The organism is Moorena bouillonii PNG (assembly GCF_001942495.1).
Taxonomy (GTDB): Bacteria; Cyanobacteriota; Cyanobacteriia; order Cyanobacteriales; family Coleofasciculaceae; genus Moorena; species Moorena bouillonii.
This window is the reverse complement of the sequence record NZ_MKZS01000001.1, coordinates 1827711-1842458: the sequence shown is the minus strand read 5'-3', so window position 1 is coordinate 1842458 and position 14748 is coordinate 1827711. Positions and strand designations below refer to the sequence as shown.

At 43.1% G+C, this 14748-nt stretch carries 12 protein-coding genes and 1 pseudogene; 8 read left to right on the top strand and 5 right to left on the bottom strand.

What is annotated here, in order from left to right; genetic code table 11:
- Positions 1 to 63: 63 nt before the first annotated feature.
- From BJP37_RS07625 to BJP37_RS07605, 4 genes are all read right to left on the bottom strand, one after another.
- On the bottom strand, positions 64 to 696 hold the full coding sequence (locus BJP37_RS07625) for a YqiA/YcfP family alpha/beta fold hydrolase (RefSeq protein WP_075897726.1): 633 nt from the start codon (positions 694 to 696) through the stop codon (positions 64 to 66).
- 24 nt (positions 697 to 720) lie between these two features.
- The gene (locus BJP37_RS07620; protein WP_081431102.1) at positions 721 to 1182 is read right to left on the bottom strand and encodes a Spy/CpxP family protein refolding chaperone; all 462 of its coding nucleotides are present in this window, start codon (positions 1180 to 1182) and stop codon (positions 721 to 723) included.
- 247 nt (positions 1183 to 1429) lie between these two features.
- Positions 1430 to 1765 (bottom strand): hypothetical protein, encoded by a 336-nt coding sequence (locus tag BJP37_RS07610; RefSeq protein WP_075897720.1) that lies wholly within the window; start codon positions 1763 to 1765, stop codon positions 1430 to 1432.
- On the bottom strand, positions 1762 to 2379 hold the full coding sequence (locus BJP37_RS07605; RefSeq protein WP_075905857.1) for a sigma-70 family RNA polymerase sigma factor: 618 nt from the start codon (positions 2377 to 2379) through the stop codon (positions 1762 to 1764). Before BJP37_RS07605 ends, BJP37_RS07610 begins: the two co-directional genes overlap by 4 nt.
- Positions 2380 to 2490: 111 nt before the next feature.
- Between BJP37_RS07605 and BJP37_RS35870 the strand changes: the two genes are divergently transcribed.
- The 8 genes from BJP37_RS35870 (at position 2491) to BJP37_RS07565 (ending at position 14018) form a co-directional block, all read left to right on the top strand.
- Positions 2491 to 2691 carry a hypothetical protein gene (locus BJP37_RS35870; RefSeq protein WP_158069479.1) on the top strand — a complete coding sequence of 67 codons (201 nt, stop codon included), beginning with the start codon at positions 2491 to 2493 and terminating at the stop codon, positions 2689 to 2691.
- Between the two features lie 444 nt (positions 2692 to 3135).
- Positions 3136 to 5367 (top strand): GumC family protein, encoded by a 2232-nt coding sequence (locus tag BJP37_RS07595; RefSeq protein ID WP_075897716.1) that lies wholly within the window; start codon positions 3136 to 3138, stop codon positions 5365 to 5367.
- 497 nt (positions 5368 to 5864) lie between these two features.
- Positions 5865 to 7007, top strand: a complete 1143-nt coding sequence (locus BJP37_RS07590) for an IS4 family transposase (RefSeq protein ID WP_075897714.1) — start codon at positions 5865 to 5867, stop codon at positions 7005 to 7007.
- A gap of 38 nt (positions 7008 to 7045) precedes the next feature.
- Positions 7046 to 8719 carry an alkaline phosphatase family protein gene (locus BJP37_RS07585; protein WP_075897712.1) on the top strand — a complete coding sequence of 558 codons (1674 nt, stop codon included), beginning with the start codon at positions 7046 to 7048 and terminating at the stop codon, positions 8717 to 8719.
- A gap of 244 nt (positions 8720 to 8963) precedes the next feature.
- On the top strand, positions 8964 to 10211 hold the full coding sequence (locus BJP37_RS07580; RefSeq protein ID WP_075897710.1) for an O-antigen ligase family protein: 1248 nt from the start codon (positions 8964 to 8966) through the stop codon (positions 10209 to 10211).
- Positions 10208 to 11302, top strand: a complete 1095-nt coding sequence (locus BJP37_RS07575; RefSeq protein ID WP_075897708.1) for a glycosyltransferase family 2 protein — start codon at positions 10208 to 10210, stop codon at positions 11300 to 11302. The genes BJP37_RS07580 and BJP37_RS07575 overlap by 4 nt, the downstream gene beginning before the upstream one ends.
- 255 nt (positions 11303 to 11557) lie before the next feature.
- The gene (locus BJP37_RS07570; protein ID WP_075897706.1) at positions 11558 to 12466 is read left to right on the top strand and encodes a sulfotransferase domain-containing protein; all 909 of its coding nucleotides are present in this window, start codon (positions 11558 to 11560) and stop codon (positions 12464 to 12466) included.
- Positions 12467 to 12713: 247 nt separating this feature from the next.
- Entirely contained in the window at positions 12714 to 14018 is a 1305-nt protein-coding gene (locus tag BJP37_RS07565; RefSeq protein WP_075897704.1) for an oligosaccharide flippase family protein, read from the top strand.
- Positions 14019 to 14527: 509 nt separating this feature from the next.
- Here the strand turns inward: BJP37_RS07565 and BJP37_RS41905 are convergent.
- Positions 14528 to 14748: pseudogene (locus BJP37_RS41905) on the bottom strand (hypothetical protein); the annotation flags it as partial.

Below are 14748 nucleotides of genomic sequence, written 5' to 3'. Positions count from 1 at the left end.
CATTTTCCCAAAGCCTGGTCATGTATAGCCTAGAGTTGTCTTGTCATCCGTTAAGCTTCAAGCCTAAATATTACAAAATTCCCGAACTGCTGCCCAAATTAACTCCATCACATCCCGCAAACCATGTTCGCTCTCCAATTCAACCAATTGCACCCAAGGGCGGGTACTGGCATAATCACGACTCGCGATCATAGGAATCACCTCATCGTAGCACCCATGTAGAATCAGAGTAGGTACTTGTCGCCCTAGCTCCAAACCCTCATACTGACGGGCATCTTCTACAAACTGGTAGTGCAAGGGAAGCGTTCGCTTTTCTCGGTAATGATAAATATCTAGATATCCTTGGGAGCGCCACTGATTAAGCTGTTCTGCTCCTAATTTCGGCAACCAATGGTCAAGGAAGCCAAATGCTGGTGCTAGTAGAACCAGTCTCTTGATTTGTGAATTGTTTTGTGCTAAAAGTGCAGCGGTAAAAGCACCCAAACTAGAGCCGATTAACGTGACTGGTGTTCCATCTAAGGGCAGTAATGCTGCCACTTGACTAATCTGGCGGCTTATTGTTAAATGATTAAAGTCATCTTGATTAAGGTCAGGAATTGTTAGAGAGACATTGAGGCCAGCAAACGCTTGCTGTAAATACACCGCCTTGGCTGATTCAGGGCTAGATGCAAAACCGTGTAGATAAATAAATCTCAAAATCCTTATCCTTTGTGGTTCTACTTAATCCGATAGAGGGTTTTGGTTGCGGCGCTGTCTCATGAATTGAGCAAACTGGATGCGTTGTTCAGGAGTCATCACCTCTCGCATCTGCAACATACTCTCAAAGTGTAACTCTCCTAGCTGCCGGTTCAATAGTTGAACCTGTTGGTATTGAGTGCGGATAGTTTCTCTGTCAGCTGTACCCACCATCAACTCACTTAATGTCTGCTTCGCTTGACTCACTTCCTGACGAAGATCTATAATGGATTCTTCATACTCCAGCTTAATGGTTTTTAGCTGCTGCCTTTGCACCTGGTTGAGCTTGAGTTGCCTCATTAACCTATGCTTACTCGATTTTCGGTGTTGTTGACCCTCAGGGCTGGGAATCAATTGAGAGGTTATAGGCTTGGTATTAGCTACAGCAGTGCAGCCAGTCAGGGTAACCAAGAGAATTGACAAAACATAACCTGGACGTAACAGCATGGAAGTTACCTATAAATGTCTTTAATTTACAGTTTGGAAGAAATATTGAAGGTTGAAGGTTGAAGGTTGAAGGTTGAAGGTTGAAGGTTGAAGGTTGAAGGTTGAAAGTTGAAGGTTGAAGGTTGAAGGTTGAAGGTTGACAACCCACTTTTACCTTGCCATAGCCGTTGGCTAGAGCCAACCTTTTAACAGGTCAAACCTTATCCTCTATAGGTGATCCTGAGGTGATCGTTCCTACTATGGGTTTTTATTGTCCAGTATTGGCTAAGATCATCCAATCAGCTGGTGGAGTATGAATGACATTGCTCACCGATGTCTCTCCCACAACTCCATGCCAATTTTTCTCTAAGAAAGCTTCTAGAGTGGTTAAATTGTGAGTGCGGTAACCACTCCAAGCCATCAGTAAACCAACAGCGATGGCTGATGGAACTAACCAAAGCTGTGGTTTACGACTAGGCGGTGGGGATTTAGCGATCGCATTGATAACTCGTTCCTCCAACTCAAATGCTGCTGGTGGAGGAGTAGGTCGATGTTGGCGCAGAAATGCTTGCCATTGTTCGTCATCAGGTTGAAACTGAGTCATGGCATGTCTCCTTGTTGTTGGATGATATATTTCCGTAGGGAAGTTCGAGCGTGGAAAAGACGAGACTTAACCGTTCCGAGAGCTATGCCCAAAATTTTAGCAACTTCCTTTTGTGGCAAATCCTCTAAATCATGTAGCACCAGCACAGCACGATGGTTCAAGCTCAGTTGCTGGATTCCTTTTTGAATCATGTCCTGATAGTGCAACTGCATCAGATCAGGAGTATGGGAGGATTTGGCATTTTTTAGGGGTAGATCAGCTGTGTCCTCTGGAAGTTGAAGGTTTAAAGCACGTTGCCGTTGCAAATTGCGCCGCTGATCCGATGCCACATTCCAGCAGATGCGGTAAAGCCAGGTGGAGAACTGTGAAGGTTGCCGTAGTTTTGGTAAGCCTTTCCAAACTCGTAGGAACACCTCTTGTACTAAATCATCAAGAGCATAAGCACCACATAGCTGATAGATAGTTGACCTGACGCGCTGCTGATAGCGTCGGTATAGTTGGCGAAAACTCTGCTGGTTCCCCTGTTGGCACTGCAATACCAACTCTGTGTCTGTGCTGGTTGTTTTTGCAGCAGCAGAATCTTCTTTGGAAGCCTGGGCTGATCTGACTGACAACTGTGGGTTCTTCCTCACCGCTTTGTTTTCCTATGTTATTTAGACTCACTGGCCAACAGAATGGTTCAATTTGGTAAAAGTTTAGCCAGAAATGGAGCCAGCGGGGGTAGGGTGACCGTAAGCATTCAGCTATCAGCACCTCAAGTATCAGCTCATGGGCACGCTACACCGAACAGCCAAAGGCCTGTGGCCACGCTACACGGAACAGTTTATGCCCATAGCGCACGCTGTCAGCCATGCAAAGCGCGAGTGGGGGAAACCACGGCAGTCGCTCATGGGGGAAACCCCCAAGACCGCGCTGCCTCCCCGTGAGGCCACTGCATCGCTACTGTTCGCGCAGCCTGCGCGTAGCGCAATCGGTGTTTTTGAATAAAATAAGCTGACGGCTGATGGCTGACGGCTGATGACTGACGGCTGACCGGGTTTGGGTTAGGTCAGAAGATAGAAGAGTCAACAGCTCTAGGGATTCCTGGTCTTACTGACACAACAATCGGTGGCCAAACCGTACCCCCGTTGCTCCTATAGCCGACACCCGGTCAGCCCCTTGAGCGTATTATGGTCACAAGAAGCACGGAAAATTTGCAGATCTTTACTAAGTCTTTAATGTCGAGTTACTTTTGATATGATTAACTTTTATTATTATTATTTCCATATATAGGTTGCATCTGACGGATGGCAGGTTTGGTAGCTAATCTGCACCAATACCAAAAATTATTTGATTGTGCAATCTACCGAGGGGGAGTCCCTTAAGAACTTATGGAGTCTAGAAGTTCTATAGATCTCGATATTAGCCAATACTTACTACTATTGAAACGTCGTTGGCTGCCAGCGGTTGCTATTTTCCTATTTACAGTTATCTCAGCAGCCTGGTCTACCTTGTTTCTCAAGCCTTCCTATGAAGCTGAAGGAAAACTACTGTTTAAGATAGACCGAACCGCTTTCTTGACTGGGTTGGGGGAGGAAATTGAACAGTTACGGCCTCTGGTTGATGCCCAGAACCCTCTGAGTACTGAAGTTGAGGTGATTTACTCCCACCCGCTTCTGCAACAGATCATTGATCAACTAAACCTTACTGATAACGAAGGTCTACCTTTGGAACCGGAAGCCCTCAAAAGAAGGCTCACTATCAAAATTGTGGGTGGTACCGATGTGGTTAGGCTTTCCTACAAGGGTAACAACTCAGACAAAGGGGCGGCGGTGATCAATCAATTAATGAGGCTTTATATAGAGAATCAGATCCTATCCAAAAAGTCGGAAGCAGCAAAAGCCCGTGAGTTTATTACTAACCAACTTCCTCAAAGTGAAGCCAATGTCAGGCAAGCAGAAGCTGCTCTACGCCAATTTAAAGAACGCAATCAGGTTGTATCCCTCACAGAAGAAGCCAGGTCTTTGGTAGCGGTGATGGCTGACTTAGACAGCCAAATTACTACAGTTCAAGCTCAACTTGAAGAAGCCAATGCCCAAGCTGCTGGCTTGAGAAACCAGGTGGGTCTTAATCCCCAGCAGGCAATTGCTATCAGTGCCCTGAGTCAGTCTACTTCAGTACAGGGCGTACTCCAAGAACTGCAAGAGGTTGAGCGGCAATTAGCGGTTGGGAACAATCGTTACGGTAAAAATCACCCGGTCATGATTCGGCTGACCAAGCAGCAAAGCTCCCTCAGAGGTCATTTACAACAGCAGATTGATCAAATACTAGGCTCACAGAGTCTGGCTGGTACTCAGATACAAATTACTCAAGGGCTTTTAGAAGTTGACCAGCTCAAACAAAAACTGATTAGCGATTTTATTGAATCAGAAGTCAAACGTCGAAGTTTAGCAGAAGGATTAGCAACTCTTGCTAAGGCTAGAATTGCCTATGAACAACGGGTCAATGTTCTTCCTCGGTTGGAGCAAACTCAGCAGCAGCTCGAACAACGACTCCAAGCTGCCCGCTTGACCTATGAAACCCTGTTGAAAAATCTCAATGAATTAAAGGTCGCAGAAAACCAAGATACCGCTAATGCTCGCATCATTGAGCCAGCAATAGTCCCTAAAAAGCCCTTAGGTGATAAGAAAATAAAGGTGTTGGCTCTAGGGGTGATGTTGGGGGTCACACTGGCCACGACTGCTGTTTTGCTCTTGGAAATGAGAGACCGCTCTATCAAAACTCTCAAAGAAGTCAAGCAGTTATTAAGATATCCTGTGCTAGGGGTGATTCCAGTTTTCAAGCACAAGAAGCTATCCCGTCGTCGGGATGACCTATTTTTCGGAGGGGAATTGCCCGTAACAGACCAGCCTCATTCCATGGTGAGTGAAGTCTACCGGATGATTCAAGCGAATCTGAAATTTCTCAGGTCTGATCACCCACTTAAAGTTATTGTAGTCACTAGCTCCGTTTCCAAGGAAGGCAAATCTACCGTATCAGCAAACTTGGCCGCTGCTATGGCTCAACTGGGGCGTCGGGTTTTGCTGATTGATTCCGATATGCGTCACCCCTGTCAGCATTATATTTGGCAAGTAATGAATGTGGCCGGTTTGAGCCAGGTACTGATTGGTGAAGTGCCTCTAGAGCTTGCCATCTGTCAAGCCATGGAAAATCTTGATGTTCTCACTGCTGGGGTAATGCCTCCTAATCCTTTGGCACTCCTGGATTCAAAGCAAATGGCTTCCCTGATTGAGGAATGTTCAACCCAATATGACTTTGTGATTATTGATGCCCCACCCTTACTTCTGACTGCTGATGCCCTTTGCTTAAGTCCAATGACTGATGGCATGTTGTTGGTGGCTCGACCAGGTGTGCTGGATTTTGCTAATGCTAATGTGGCTAAACAAATGTTAGATAGTTCCGGTCAGACGGTTTTGGGTTTGGTGGCTAATGGTGTCATTCAAAAAGATGAATCGATTGGTTACTTTTACCAGTCACAGGAATACTTCGATTATGGCTCAGTCAGAAGATTGGCACAGCGTAAAGCTGAGACTCAAAAAACCTCGAAGGTTTCCCGGAGATGATTTAAAACTATGACTTATGACTAATCGCTATTCCCGAAAATCAAACAATATAAATTAATGATTTAATTTCCTGGATTAATCCAGACTATAACTAGACTAAAACCCTATTGTTTGATTAGTTACCTATTTTTTATTAGTTAACGCCCTTAGGAAATAACTACTTAAATTATTCTTAGTGAGAAATGAAACATTATATCAAATCCGGTTAATCACTTCCCAACCAAAATAATCCCTGGATGGGAATCGGGAATTACTAATCGGTAATCGTAAACTAGGTAATGATAAATTAATAATTACCAATTAATAATTACCAATTACCTGCTCCATAAGATGATGATTAGTCAACCAGACCTGCTCTTATGGATTAGCTTTACTTATATATAAAATCTAGCTGACGGGGGGACATAGCGGTTATAACCCTTGTGTAGCAAGGGATACAGCAGAGTAATCAAAAAAAAGATAGGTCAAATATAGTAACCCTGACCTATCTACCAAAAATGATAGCTAAAACATACCAGAAAATTCTACAAAATCAGCTGTATCACAGCAGGTATTTGTTGGTGACCTTAGTCGTTGCGAGCCTACAACTACTCAGACAGGTCAAACTAGAAGTGTTAGCTCAAGCGCTACCGTTACCTATTTTGTTTGAGAGTCGTCGCAAGAAATTACGTCGGTTTTTGCGACTAAGAGAGTTTAACATAGTTTCAATATGGTTTCCCTGTGTAAGTGCTCTTCTAGAAGAGATGTTTAAACCGAACGATAGAATATATTTGGCAATAGACCGCACTAGCTGGGGGGTGATTAATATCTTGATGGTTAGCGTCATCTATGATCATCGAGCCTGGCCGATTTACTGGGAGTTCTTGGAGAAAAAAGGCAGCAGTAATTTTGATGAGCAAACATCTGTTTTGGGGAAAAGTCTTGGGTTACTCTCCAACTATAGGGTGGTGGTTTTAGGGGACCGGGAATTTTGTTCACCCAAACTGGGCAACTGGCTGAGCTTGGAGGGTGCATACTTTTGTTTGAGACAGAAATCTAACACGCTTGTTTGTCACGATACTGAGATGGAACAAAAGTTGAAAGACTATGGGCTTAAGCCAGGAGTAAAGCTGTTTATTAAGGACTGCCAGGTTACCAAACAAAAAGGATTTGGGAGGTTTAATATAGCCGGTAAGTGGAAGGGAAAGTACCAGGGATTTAAAACGAAAGAGCCTTGGTATATTTTAACTAACTTTGATGAGTTAGATACGGCTATTGTCGCCTACCAAAGACGATTTTCAATTGAGGAAATGTTTCGAGATTTTAAGTCGGGAGGCTATAGTCTTGAAGGGTCTAAACTCACAAGTGAGCATCTCTCAAAATTGATGATTGTTGTGGCGATTGCCTATACCAGTGCGATGCTTCAAGGGCGAGACATTAAGCAGATGGGAATTCAAAAATATGTGGTCAGGCCTGAAACCCAATCAAGTGGACAAAGGCGACATAGCGCTTTTTATGTTGGCCAACATCAGCATTCGTGGCTTCGCTTAAGGGGATTGTGCGAAAAAATAGTGGACGAACTTTTGAAAATTAACCGTCGTTGGCTCAACTATTACAAGAAAGGTGAGCGGGCTATAGAGTTAGCACTGTCTACGTTATAAGCTTTATGTCCCCCTGTCAGAAAATCTAGAATATTACCATGAAAACCCCTGTAATTGCTATTGGACTGGATGCAGCTGACCCGCTATTGTTGGAGAAGTGGATGTCCCAAGGACATCTGAAGACCCTCAACAAAATACGGCAACAAGGAATCTATGGTCGCCTGAACAATACCGTTAACTACAACAATAAGACAGTTGAATTTTCATCCACTGAACCCTTGTGGGTAATGTTTTCTACCGGTTGTTTACCAGATAAAACCGGTTTTTGGGATACCATAAAATTTGATCCAGAAACTTATAAAGTAGTCTGCGACAAAATTTATAGTGGATACGATTATAAAGAGTATAATCCATTTTATGCCTTAGGGAATGACTACCGGGTTGCTGCCTTTGATGTACCAGTATCAGGACTGTCAGATCAAATTAATGGCTTACAAATTTTGGGTTGGGGGGGACATTATCCCTTTGTGCCAAGCCATTCCCAACCGCCGGAATTATTGCCCAATATTATTGCCCAATACGGCAAAAACCCAGTGCTCCATAAAGATAATGGTCGCTGGTGGGATCCAGTTTATTTTAAATGGATTCAGCAAGCTCTAAAAACTAGTATCTCCACTCGCTCAGAGATTTGCCGGGATTTACTTCAGCGTGAACCGTGGGACTTGTTCGTGACCGCTTTCGGTGAAACTCACAGTGCTGGTCATGACCTGTGGGACCGCAGCCAACCAGATCACCAGCTCTACCCTTACCAGAGCAAAAAGAATGGTAAGGCTGGAGACCCGATGCTGAAAATCTTTGAAGCGGTGGATGATGCGATCGCAAAAATTATCGCTGCTGCCCCTAAGGATGTCTATATCTTGTGTTTCGCAGTTCATGGCATGGCTGCCAATGTTACAGATTTGATGAGCATGATGTTCCTGCCAGAATTGCTCTATCGGTATAACTTCCCTGGCAAGTATGCCATTACTCCCAGCAAAATCGGAGTCACTCCCCCAGCACCAATTACTCGTCCAATCCGCAACTCTTGGCCAGGGGAAGTATGGCGAAAGATTTATGAACCCAATCCCATTAAGCAGTTGTTCAACACCTGGACCCATAAAGCCTTTTTACAATCTGGCCAGCACGGTTTACTCTCTCCTTATCCCCTCATGAAGCACAAGGTGCAATTGGGTTGGATGCCAGCTACTCTATATACTCCCCTCTGGCCCAAGATGAAAGCCTTTGCTTTACCCGCCTTTGCTGATGGACATATTCGCATCAACCTCAAAGGACGGGAACGAGATGGTATTGTTGACCCTTCCGAGTATGATGCTCTGTGCGATAACCTAACAGACTTCCTTTATCGCCTTACCGATGGCAGGACAGGAGAACCATTAGTTAAACAAGTAGTGCGCACCCATAACGTCGCCACAGATGATAACCCCAAACTGCCAGATGCTGACCTAGTAGTCGTATGGCACGAGTGTCCCACAGATGTAGTGGATAGTCCTGATGTGGGACGCATTGGTCCAATTACCTATAATCGTCCTGGTGGTCACCGAGCCAGAGGCTTTTTGATGGCAAGCGGACCAGGAATTACCCCCGGTTCTAGTTTGCCAGAAGCTCATCCTGTAGATATAGCGCCAACCATCTTGAGGTTGATGGGAGCACCGATTCCGGACTACTTTGATGGCAAATCTCTACTTAGTCCGAATTTATCTATCTCAGCCTGAGATATAAATCAAACCTAGGGATAGGGTTTAATTTCCCTATCTGGGTAATTCCTGAGCCTCTTAGATTCAGCCGGTTTAAGGGTGTGGATGCACTCTTAGCTGGCCAGATGCTATTAAGTTTAAACAATTTCATTCATTGCTTTAAGCTGTTGTGCATTTAAATTCAAAACAGCTTAGCAACTTTTACATACAGTATTATGAATACAAATTTATAATTACAATTTTTCAATATAAACCAGGGTTCATGAGAAAACTGTTGGCATTTTTTGAACCAATTTTCACTACTGTTTCCTTGGTGCTCTATTCAGGAGGAGTACTCACTGTAATTTTATCAGGAGGCAGAAGTGAGGGGGATGTCATACAAGAATTTGATTCCTCCCTCAGTAGATTGCTGTTCGTATTAATTTATCTCGTTACCTTTTTCCTCCTAACACTACGGTGGAAAAAGGTACTTTATGTCCTCAGTAAAGATAGGTGGCTCAGTCTGTTGGTGGGGATAGCAGTAGTATCTATTTTCTGGTCTTCTGAACCAACAACGACCATCAACCGTGCTGTTGCCCTAATTGGCACAACTTTGTTTGGTGTTTACCTCGCCAGCCGCTACACCATCAAAGAACAGCTAGAAATGCTGGGTTGGGCGTTCGGAGTAGCAGTATTGCTCAGTTTTATGTTTATTGTGGCTCTGCCGAAATACGGGATTATGGGGGGAGTTCATGCTGGAACTTGGCGAGGAATATACGTCCATAAAAATGTTCTTGGCAAAGTCATGGTGCCCAGTGCAGTTGTATTTTTGCTCCTGGCTATTCGGGGCAAAAAAAATAATTTACTGTTCTGGGGGGGGTTTGGCTTTTCCGTAATTCTTTTACTATTTACAACTTCCAAAACTGCACTGGTTAGTCTTATAATTATGTTACTCTCTCTATATCTATACCGGATGTTACGGTGGCGATATGACCTACTGATTCCGACTATATTTGCCATGACAACATTCGGAGGCAGCGTCTTAATCTGGTTGTTAGATAATGCAGACGCTTTGCTAGGTGCAATCGGTAAGGATGCTACCTTGACCGGTCGTACAGAGCTATGGCCCTTCGTGTTGGACATGATTGAGAAACAGCCGTGGCTCGGTTATGGCTATGGTTCATTCTGGAATGGCTTTAATGGTGAATCTGCCTATGTCTGGCGTGCAGTATTGTGGCCAGCTCCCAACGCCCACAACGGCTTGCTCGACCTATGGCTAGCTTTAGGAATCTTGGGAGTATCAATCTACCTAATTGGATTTAGTTTTAGTTTACTAAGAGCTATTGCTTGGCTTCGTGTAAGTAAAACATCAGAGAATCTCTGGCCATTATTGTTCTTAACCTATACCGTTTTAGCCAATATCACTGAGACATCAGTGATGATACAAAACAATATCTTTTGGGTACTCTACACATCTGTAGCTCTTTCGGTCCTTATTCCATTAGAGCGACAACAAAACCTATTGAAATGAATGAAAATTGTCAGTTATTAGTCAGCATTGTCATCAACAACTACAATTACGGTCAGTTTCTACCTCAAGCAATTGACAGTAGCCTGAGTCAGACTTATCCAAATACCGAAGTCATTGTGGTGGATGATGAGTCCACTGACAACTCTCAGGAGATTATCACTAGCTACGGTGATAAAATTATTCCTATCCTCAAGAAAAATGGTGGGCAAGCATCGGCACTCAATGCCGGTTTTTATGTCAGCCGTGGGGAGATTGTAATTTTTTTAGATGCTGATGATTACTTATTCCCTAATGCGGTGTCCGAAGTGGTAGCCGTTTGGAAACCAGGGGTAGTCCAGGTGCAATATCGTTTAGAGTTGGTCAATGCCCTTAGTGAATTCATTGGTATCCATCCAGCTCCAGACATAAAATTTGATAGTGGCACCGTTTGGCCAATTTTGTTGGAGAAGGGAAAGTACAGCAGTACTGTAACCAGTGGCAATAGTTTTGCACGGTCAGCACTAGCTCAAATTTTTCCTATACCTGAATCTGAATTTACCATAGCTGCTGACGGCTATCTAGTCACCCTGAACCCATTTTATGGGCAAGTGGTATCGATTGAAAAACCCCTTGGGGCATACCGACAACATGGGAATAATTTGTGGGCTTTTTCTAAGGGAACCATTCCCATTGAACGGTTCCGTCGGTCTATCAACCATGATTTCATCAAGTATAACTATTTAGTACGCAAGGCGACTGAGTTAGGCTATCACGTATGCCCGGATTTGAGCTTTCGTGACTCCAATCATTTGATTCACCGTATCGCTTCTTTACGACTAGATCCTCACCATCATCCTTTTGCTTCTGATTCCCCTTTAGTTTTAGCTTACAAAGGATATTGGTCAATCTGGAAATATTCTAAATTTAATTGGAAAAAGAAGCTACTCTGGAGTCATTGGTTACTGTGGGTAGGAATAATGCCCTATAGTATGGTAAAACCAGTAATTTATTGGCCGCTTAGTTCAGCATCTCGTCCTAAAATTATTCTATGGCTAGTGAAACTAATCCGCCAAGTGATACGCATATTGACGTATAAACAATCGACCTATTAACTCATGTTAAATAGAGCTTAAATTCTTGGTATTATCTGGTTATTAATAATAAAAATGAATTAATTTATTATATTATTAGCTAATTAGTTCAGCATCTCGTGCTCAAATTATGCTCTGGCTAGGGAAAATAATCCGTATTAATCCCTAGATTTGCGTAGTGCTGATCAGCAAAATTACTTAGGATAATCAGCAATATAGTCAATTGTTTTGTCGATTTTTATATAGGTAGAATTAATGGCGAAATAGCAGTGCCATATGACGAGAGAGTTGTTAGTGACTTTACCGAACTTTTTAATCATTGGAGCCCAAAAGGCTGGAACTACCTGGTTAGCCCATAATCTCAGGGAACATCCTGAGGTATTTATACCTACAAATGAGATTCATTACTTTAATAAGAGGTATAATCTCAATCAAGGTATTGAATGGTATAAAAAACATTTTGCTGATGTTAATGGTGAAAAAGCGATTGGAGAAAAAACTCCTAATTACTTATGGATCGAGCCATTGCCTGATGCCCAGGGTAAAGTCTACTATGACCCTCTCGAAGAAATTTCCTATTCCCATCGACTAATCTACGAGACATTGCCTGAAGCCAAACTTATTGTAGTCCTGAGAAATCCAGTTGAACGAGCCATTGCTGCTGTGAATCACTTTATCAAAAATGGAGTTATATTTGTCAATGATGACCTTGATGAGCTATTAGTTGGTGATCAACAATCCCTAGTTGAGCGCTATGGCATCATTGATATGGGACGATATTATCGCCAACTGCAAGCCTACTATGACTACTTTGATCCTAAGCAAATGCTAATTCTAGTCTTTGAAGAAGACATTGCTCAAAACTCTGACGATTCTCTGAAAAAGGTTTGTGAATTCCTTGACATAGATTCTTCCTTTGATTTTAGTAAAAAGTATAAGAAAGTCCATCAAAGCACTAGTTCACCAATTGCTCGTTATCTGGGAACCCGTTTTCCATTGATGCGTGGCTTGATCAATCGTGTTGATCAGCGCTTACCCTTACAACACCAAAAGCTTCGCCCCAGTCCATCAGCGATTCAAAAACTCTACACCATCTATGCCAATGACAATCAAAAGCTCTTCAAATTATTGGGGCGGGAGATATCGGCATGGTATAGCAAAGAATTAGTGGGACTAAGCAGCTAGTCAGCCTAAGGGTGAGCATAATGAAAAATTAGCCATATAAGCAGGGATAAATCAGATAATACATAAGTTGCCTTCAGAGGTATTATGATGCTAACTTTTAGAGTAATATCTTTGATGGCAACTTGGTATAATTCATACTAAGTCGCTGATTGTATTCTTAGTCTGGGTAATCAGAGATAATTTTCGATCAATGATCAATTTGGCAGGAAATCCTAGCAGCGAAAAGGTATGATATAAACTACTTAATATGAATTTTAAATCCCTCAAATCCAGGCTCATTGGCATATTTCATAAATCCCTAGTACGTAACACGTTGTGGATGCTCTTGGCTAAATTTATGAAGATGATTGTCCAAGCGGCCTACTTCGTGATGATTGCTCGTACCCTCGGTGCTAAACAGTATGGTTTGTTTGCTAGTTTGACCGCTTTAGCGGCGATTATATCGCCTTTTGCTACCTGGGGTAGTGGAGATGTTTTAATTAAAAATGTCTCTAGAAACCGAGCCTTATTCAAGGAATACTGGGGCAATGCGCTGTTGATGATTTTTACCTCTAGTTTGGTGCTAATTGTCTTAGTGATGCTTATATATCCAGCTATTTTACCTGAAGAAACCTCGCCCCTGCTAATATTTTTCGTATTTTTGTCTGACTTACTCTTTTTGAAAATTTTAGCCACCGCTGGTCAGGCATTTATCGCAGTCAGTCAGCTTAAGCACACCGCCCAGATTCATTTTTTACTTAGTCTAAAAAATTTAGTGGCAACACTTTGTTTTGTCAGCTTCTTTCAGACATCAGATATTGTAGTTTGGGGAGCTTTATATATGGCTAGTACAGCAATAACAGCTGGGATTGGATTGCTGATGGTACATCGGATGTTAGGCACTCCTAAATTGGCCATATCAAAGCTCAAGCCAGAGATGCTTCAGGGATTCTACTTTTCTGTCAACCTTTGTGCTGAAACGGTTAACAACAATGTAGATAAAACCATGCTGGCGCGTCTTTCTACATTACAAGCTACAGGTATATATGCTGCTGCATACCGTTTAATTGATGTGGCATTTGTCCCTGTACAATCTCTGTTAGCAGCTTCCTATGCCAAGTTTTTTCAGCACGGAGCCGCTGGCATCCGGGGAAGTCTCAATCTGGCCAAGCGTCTATCACCAATTGCTGGTATGTACGGAATAGCTGCTGGTATCGGGTTGTTTATCTCGGCTCCAATGGTACCCTACATCATAGGTGAAGACTATACTGAGGTAGTCCATGCCTTACGTTGGTTAGCACCGATACCGTTTTTCAAAGCCATGCAGTTTTTTGCGGCGGACACCCTGACTGGTGCTGGATTTCAAGGTTTGCGTAGTAGCATACAAGTAACGGCAGCTCTGTTGAACTTTTCGTTAAACCTTTGGTTAATTCCTCTGTATTCATGGAAGGGAGCTGCCTGGTCAAGTTTAACTTCAGATTCGTTGAGGATGCTCAGCTTATGGCTATTAGTGTTTGTCTTATATCGACAAGAGGTGACCAGAAGCAAGCGCCTTCAAGAATCGGAACATTAATCTTTATCCCCTTTCTCTAAGAGGGATGCAACATAACATTCTTGGGTAATTGCTCATAGCTAATTGCTCATAGGTAATTGCTCATCGGTAATCGGTAATCGGATCACCATTACCCATGAGCTTGGCTGATTTTTACAAAAAATTTGCTGTTACTTAGGATGAAATTTCACTTTCTTTAATAAAGCTTTACATAATTTTTACGGATATTCTCTTAGAATCAACTAGAGCTAGCAATAAGTCTCTGGCAAAGCCAATCAGCACGTTGGCTTGCTTTTAATTCCTACCTCGGACTTTTAACTAAAGTCTGGGTAAAATGCTATTTCTCGTGCTTTTGAAAAACCTCCTAAGCAATCAAGGATAGCCAGTGATCAACTAGACCCCTCTACTATGGCAGGTAGGAGTTAGGTAAATACTGAGTCTACAAGACTTTGCCTACTTCTGTTCATCAAGTAGTTCGTCCAGTGACTCTACAAGTATTTATAGTCTATGACTAGCATCACCAAAATTTATCAATTCTTGATGCAGTCGCTCATGGTTTTGGGTCTGTGTGCGGAACTTGTTTCCGCACCTGTCTTGATGCAGTCGCTCATGGGGGAAACCCCCAAGACCGCGCTGCATCGCTGTAAACCCCGTGGAAACCACGGCAGTCGATCATGGGGGAGACCACGGCAGTCGCTCATGGGGGGAACCCCCAAGACCGCGCTGCCTCCCCAAGACCCCGCTGCCTCCC

What these genes read in the sequence shown, in the direction of transcription:
- BJP37_RS07620 (WP_081431102.1), bottom strand. Translation starts at nt 1,182, where the DNA reads ATGCTGTTACGTCCAGGTTATGTTTTGTCAATTCTCTTGGTTACCCTG.
- BJP37_RS07610 (WP_075897720.1), bottom strand. Translation starts at nt 1,765, where the DNA reads ATGACTCAGTTTCAACCTGATGACGAACAATGGCAAGCATTTCTGCGC.
- BJP37_RS07595 (WP_075897716.1), top strand. Translation starts at nt 3,136, where the DNA reads ATGGAGTCTAGAAGTTCTATAGATCTCGATATTAGCCAATACTTACTA.
- BJP37_RS07590 (WP_075897714.1), top strand. Translation starts at nt 5,865, where the DNA reads ATGATAGCTAAAACATACCAGAAAATTCTACAAAATCAGCTGTATCAC.
- BJP37_RS07585 (WP_075897712.1), top strand. Translation starts at nt 7,046, where the DNA reads ATGAAAACCCCTGTAATTGCTATTGGACTGGATGCAGCTGACCCGCTA.
- BJP37_RS07580 (WP_075897710.1), top strand. Translation starts at nt 8,964, where the DNA reads ATGAGAAAACTGTTGGCATTTTTTGAACCAATTTTCACTACTGTTTCC.
- BJP37_RS07575 (WP_075897708.1), top strand. Translation starts at nt 10,208, where the DNA reads ATGAATGAAAATTGTCAGTTATTAGTCAGCATTGTCATCAACAACTAC.
- BJP37_RS07570 (WP_075897706.1), top strand. Translation starts at nt 11,558, where the DNA reads ATGACGAGAGAGTTGTTAGTGACTTTACCGAACTTTTTAATCATTGGA.
- BJP37_RS07565 (WP_075897704.1), top strand. Translation starts at nt 12,714, where the DNA reads ATGAATTTTAAATCCCTCAAATCCAGGCTCATTGGCATATTTCATAAA.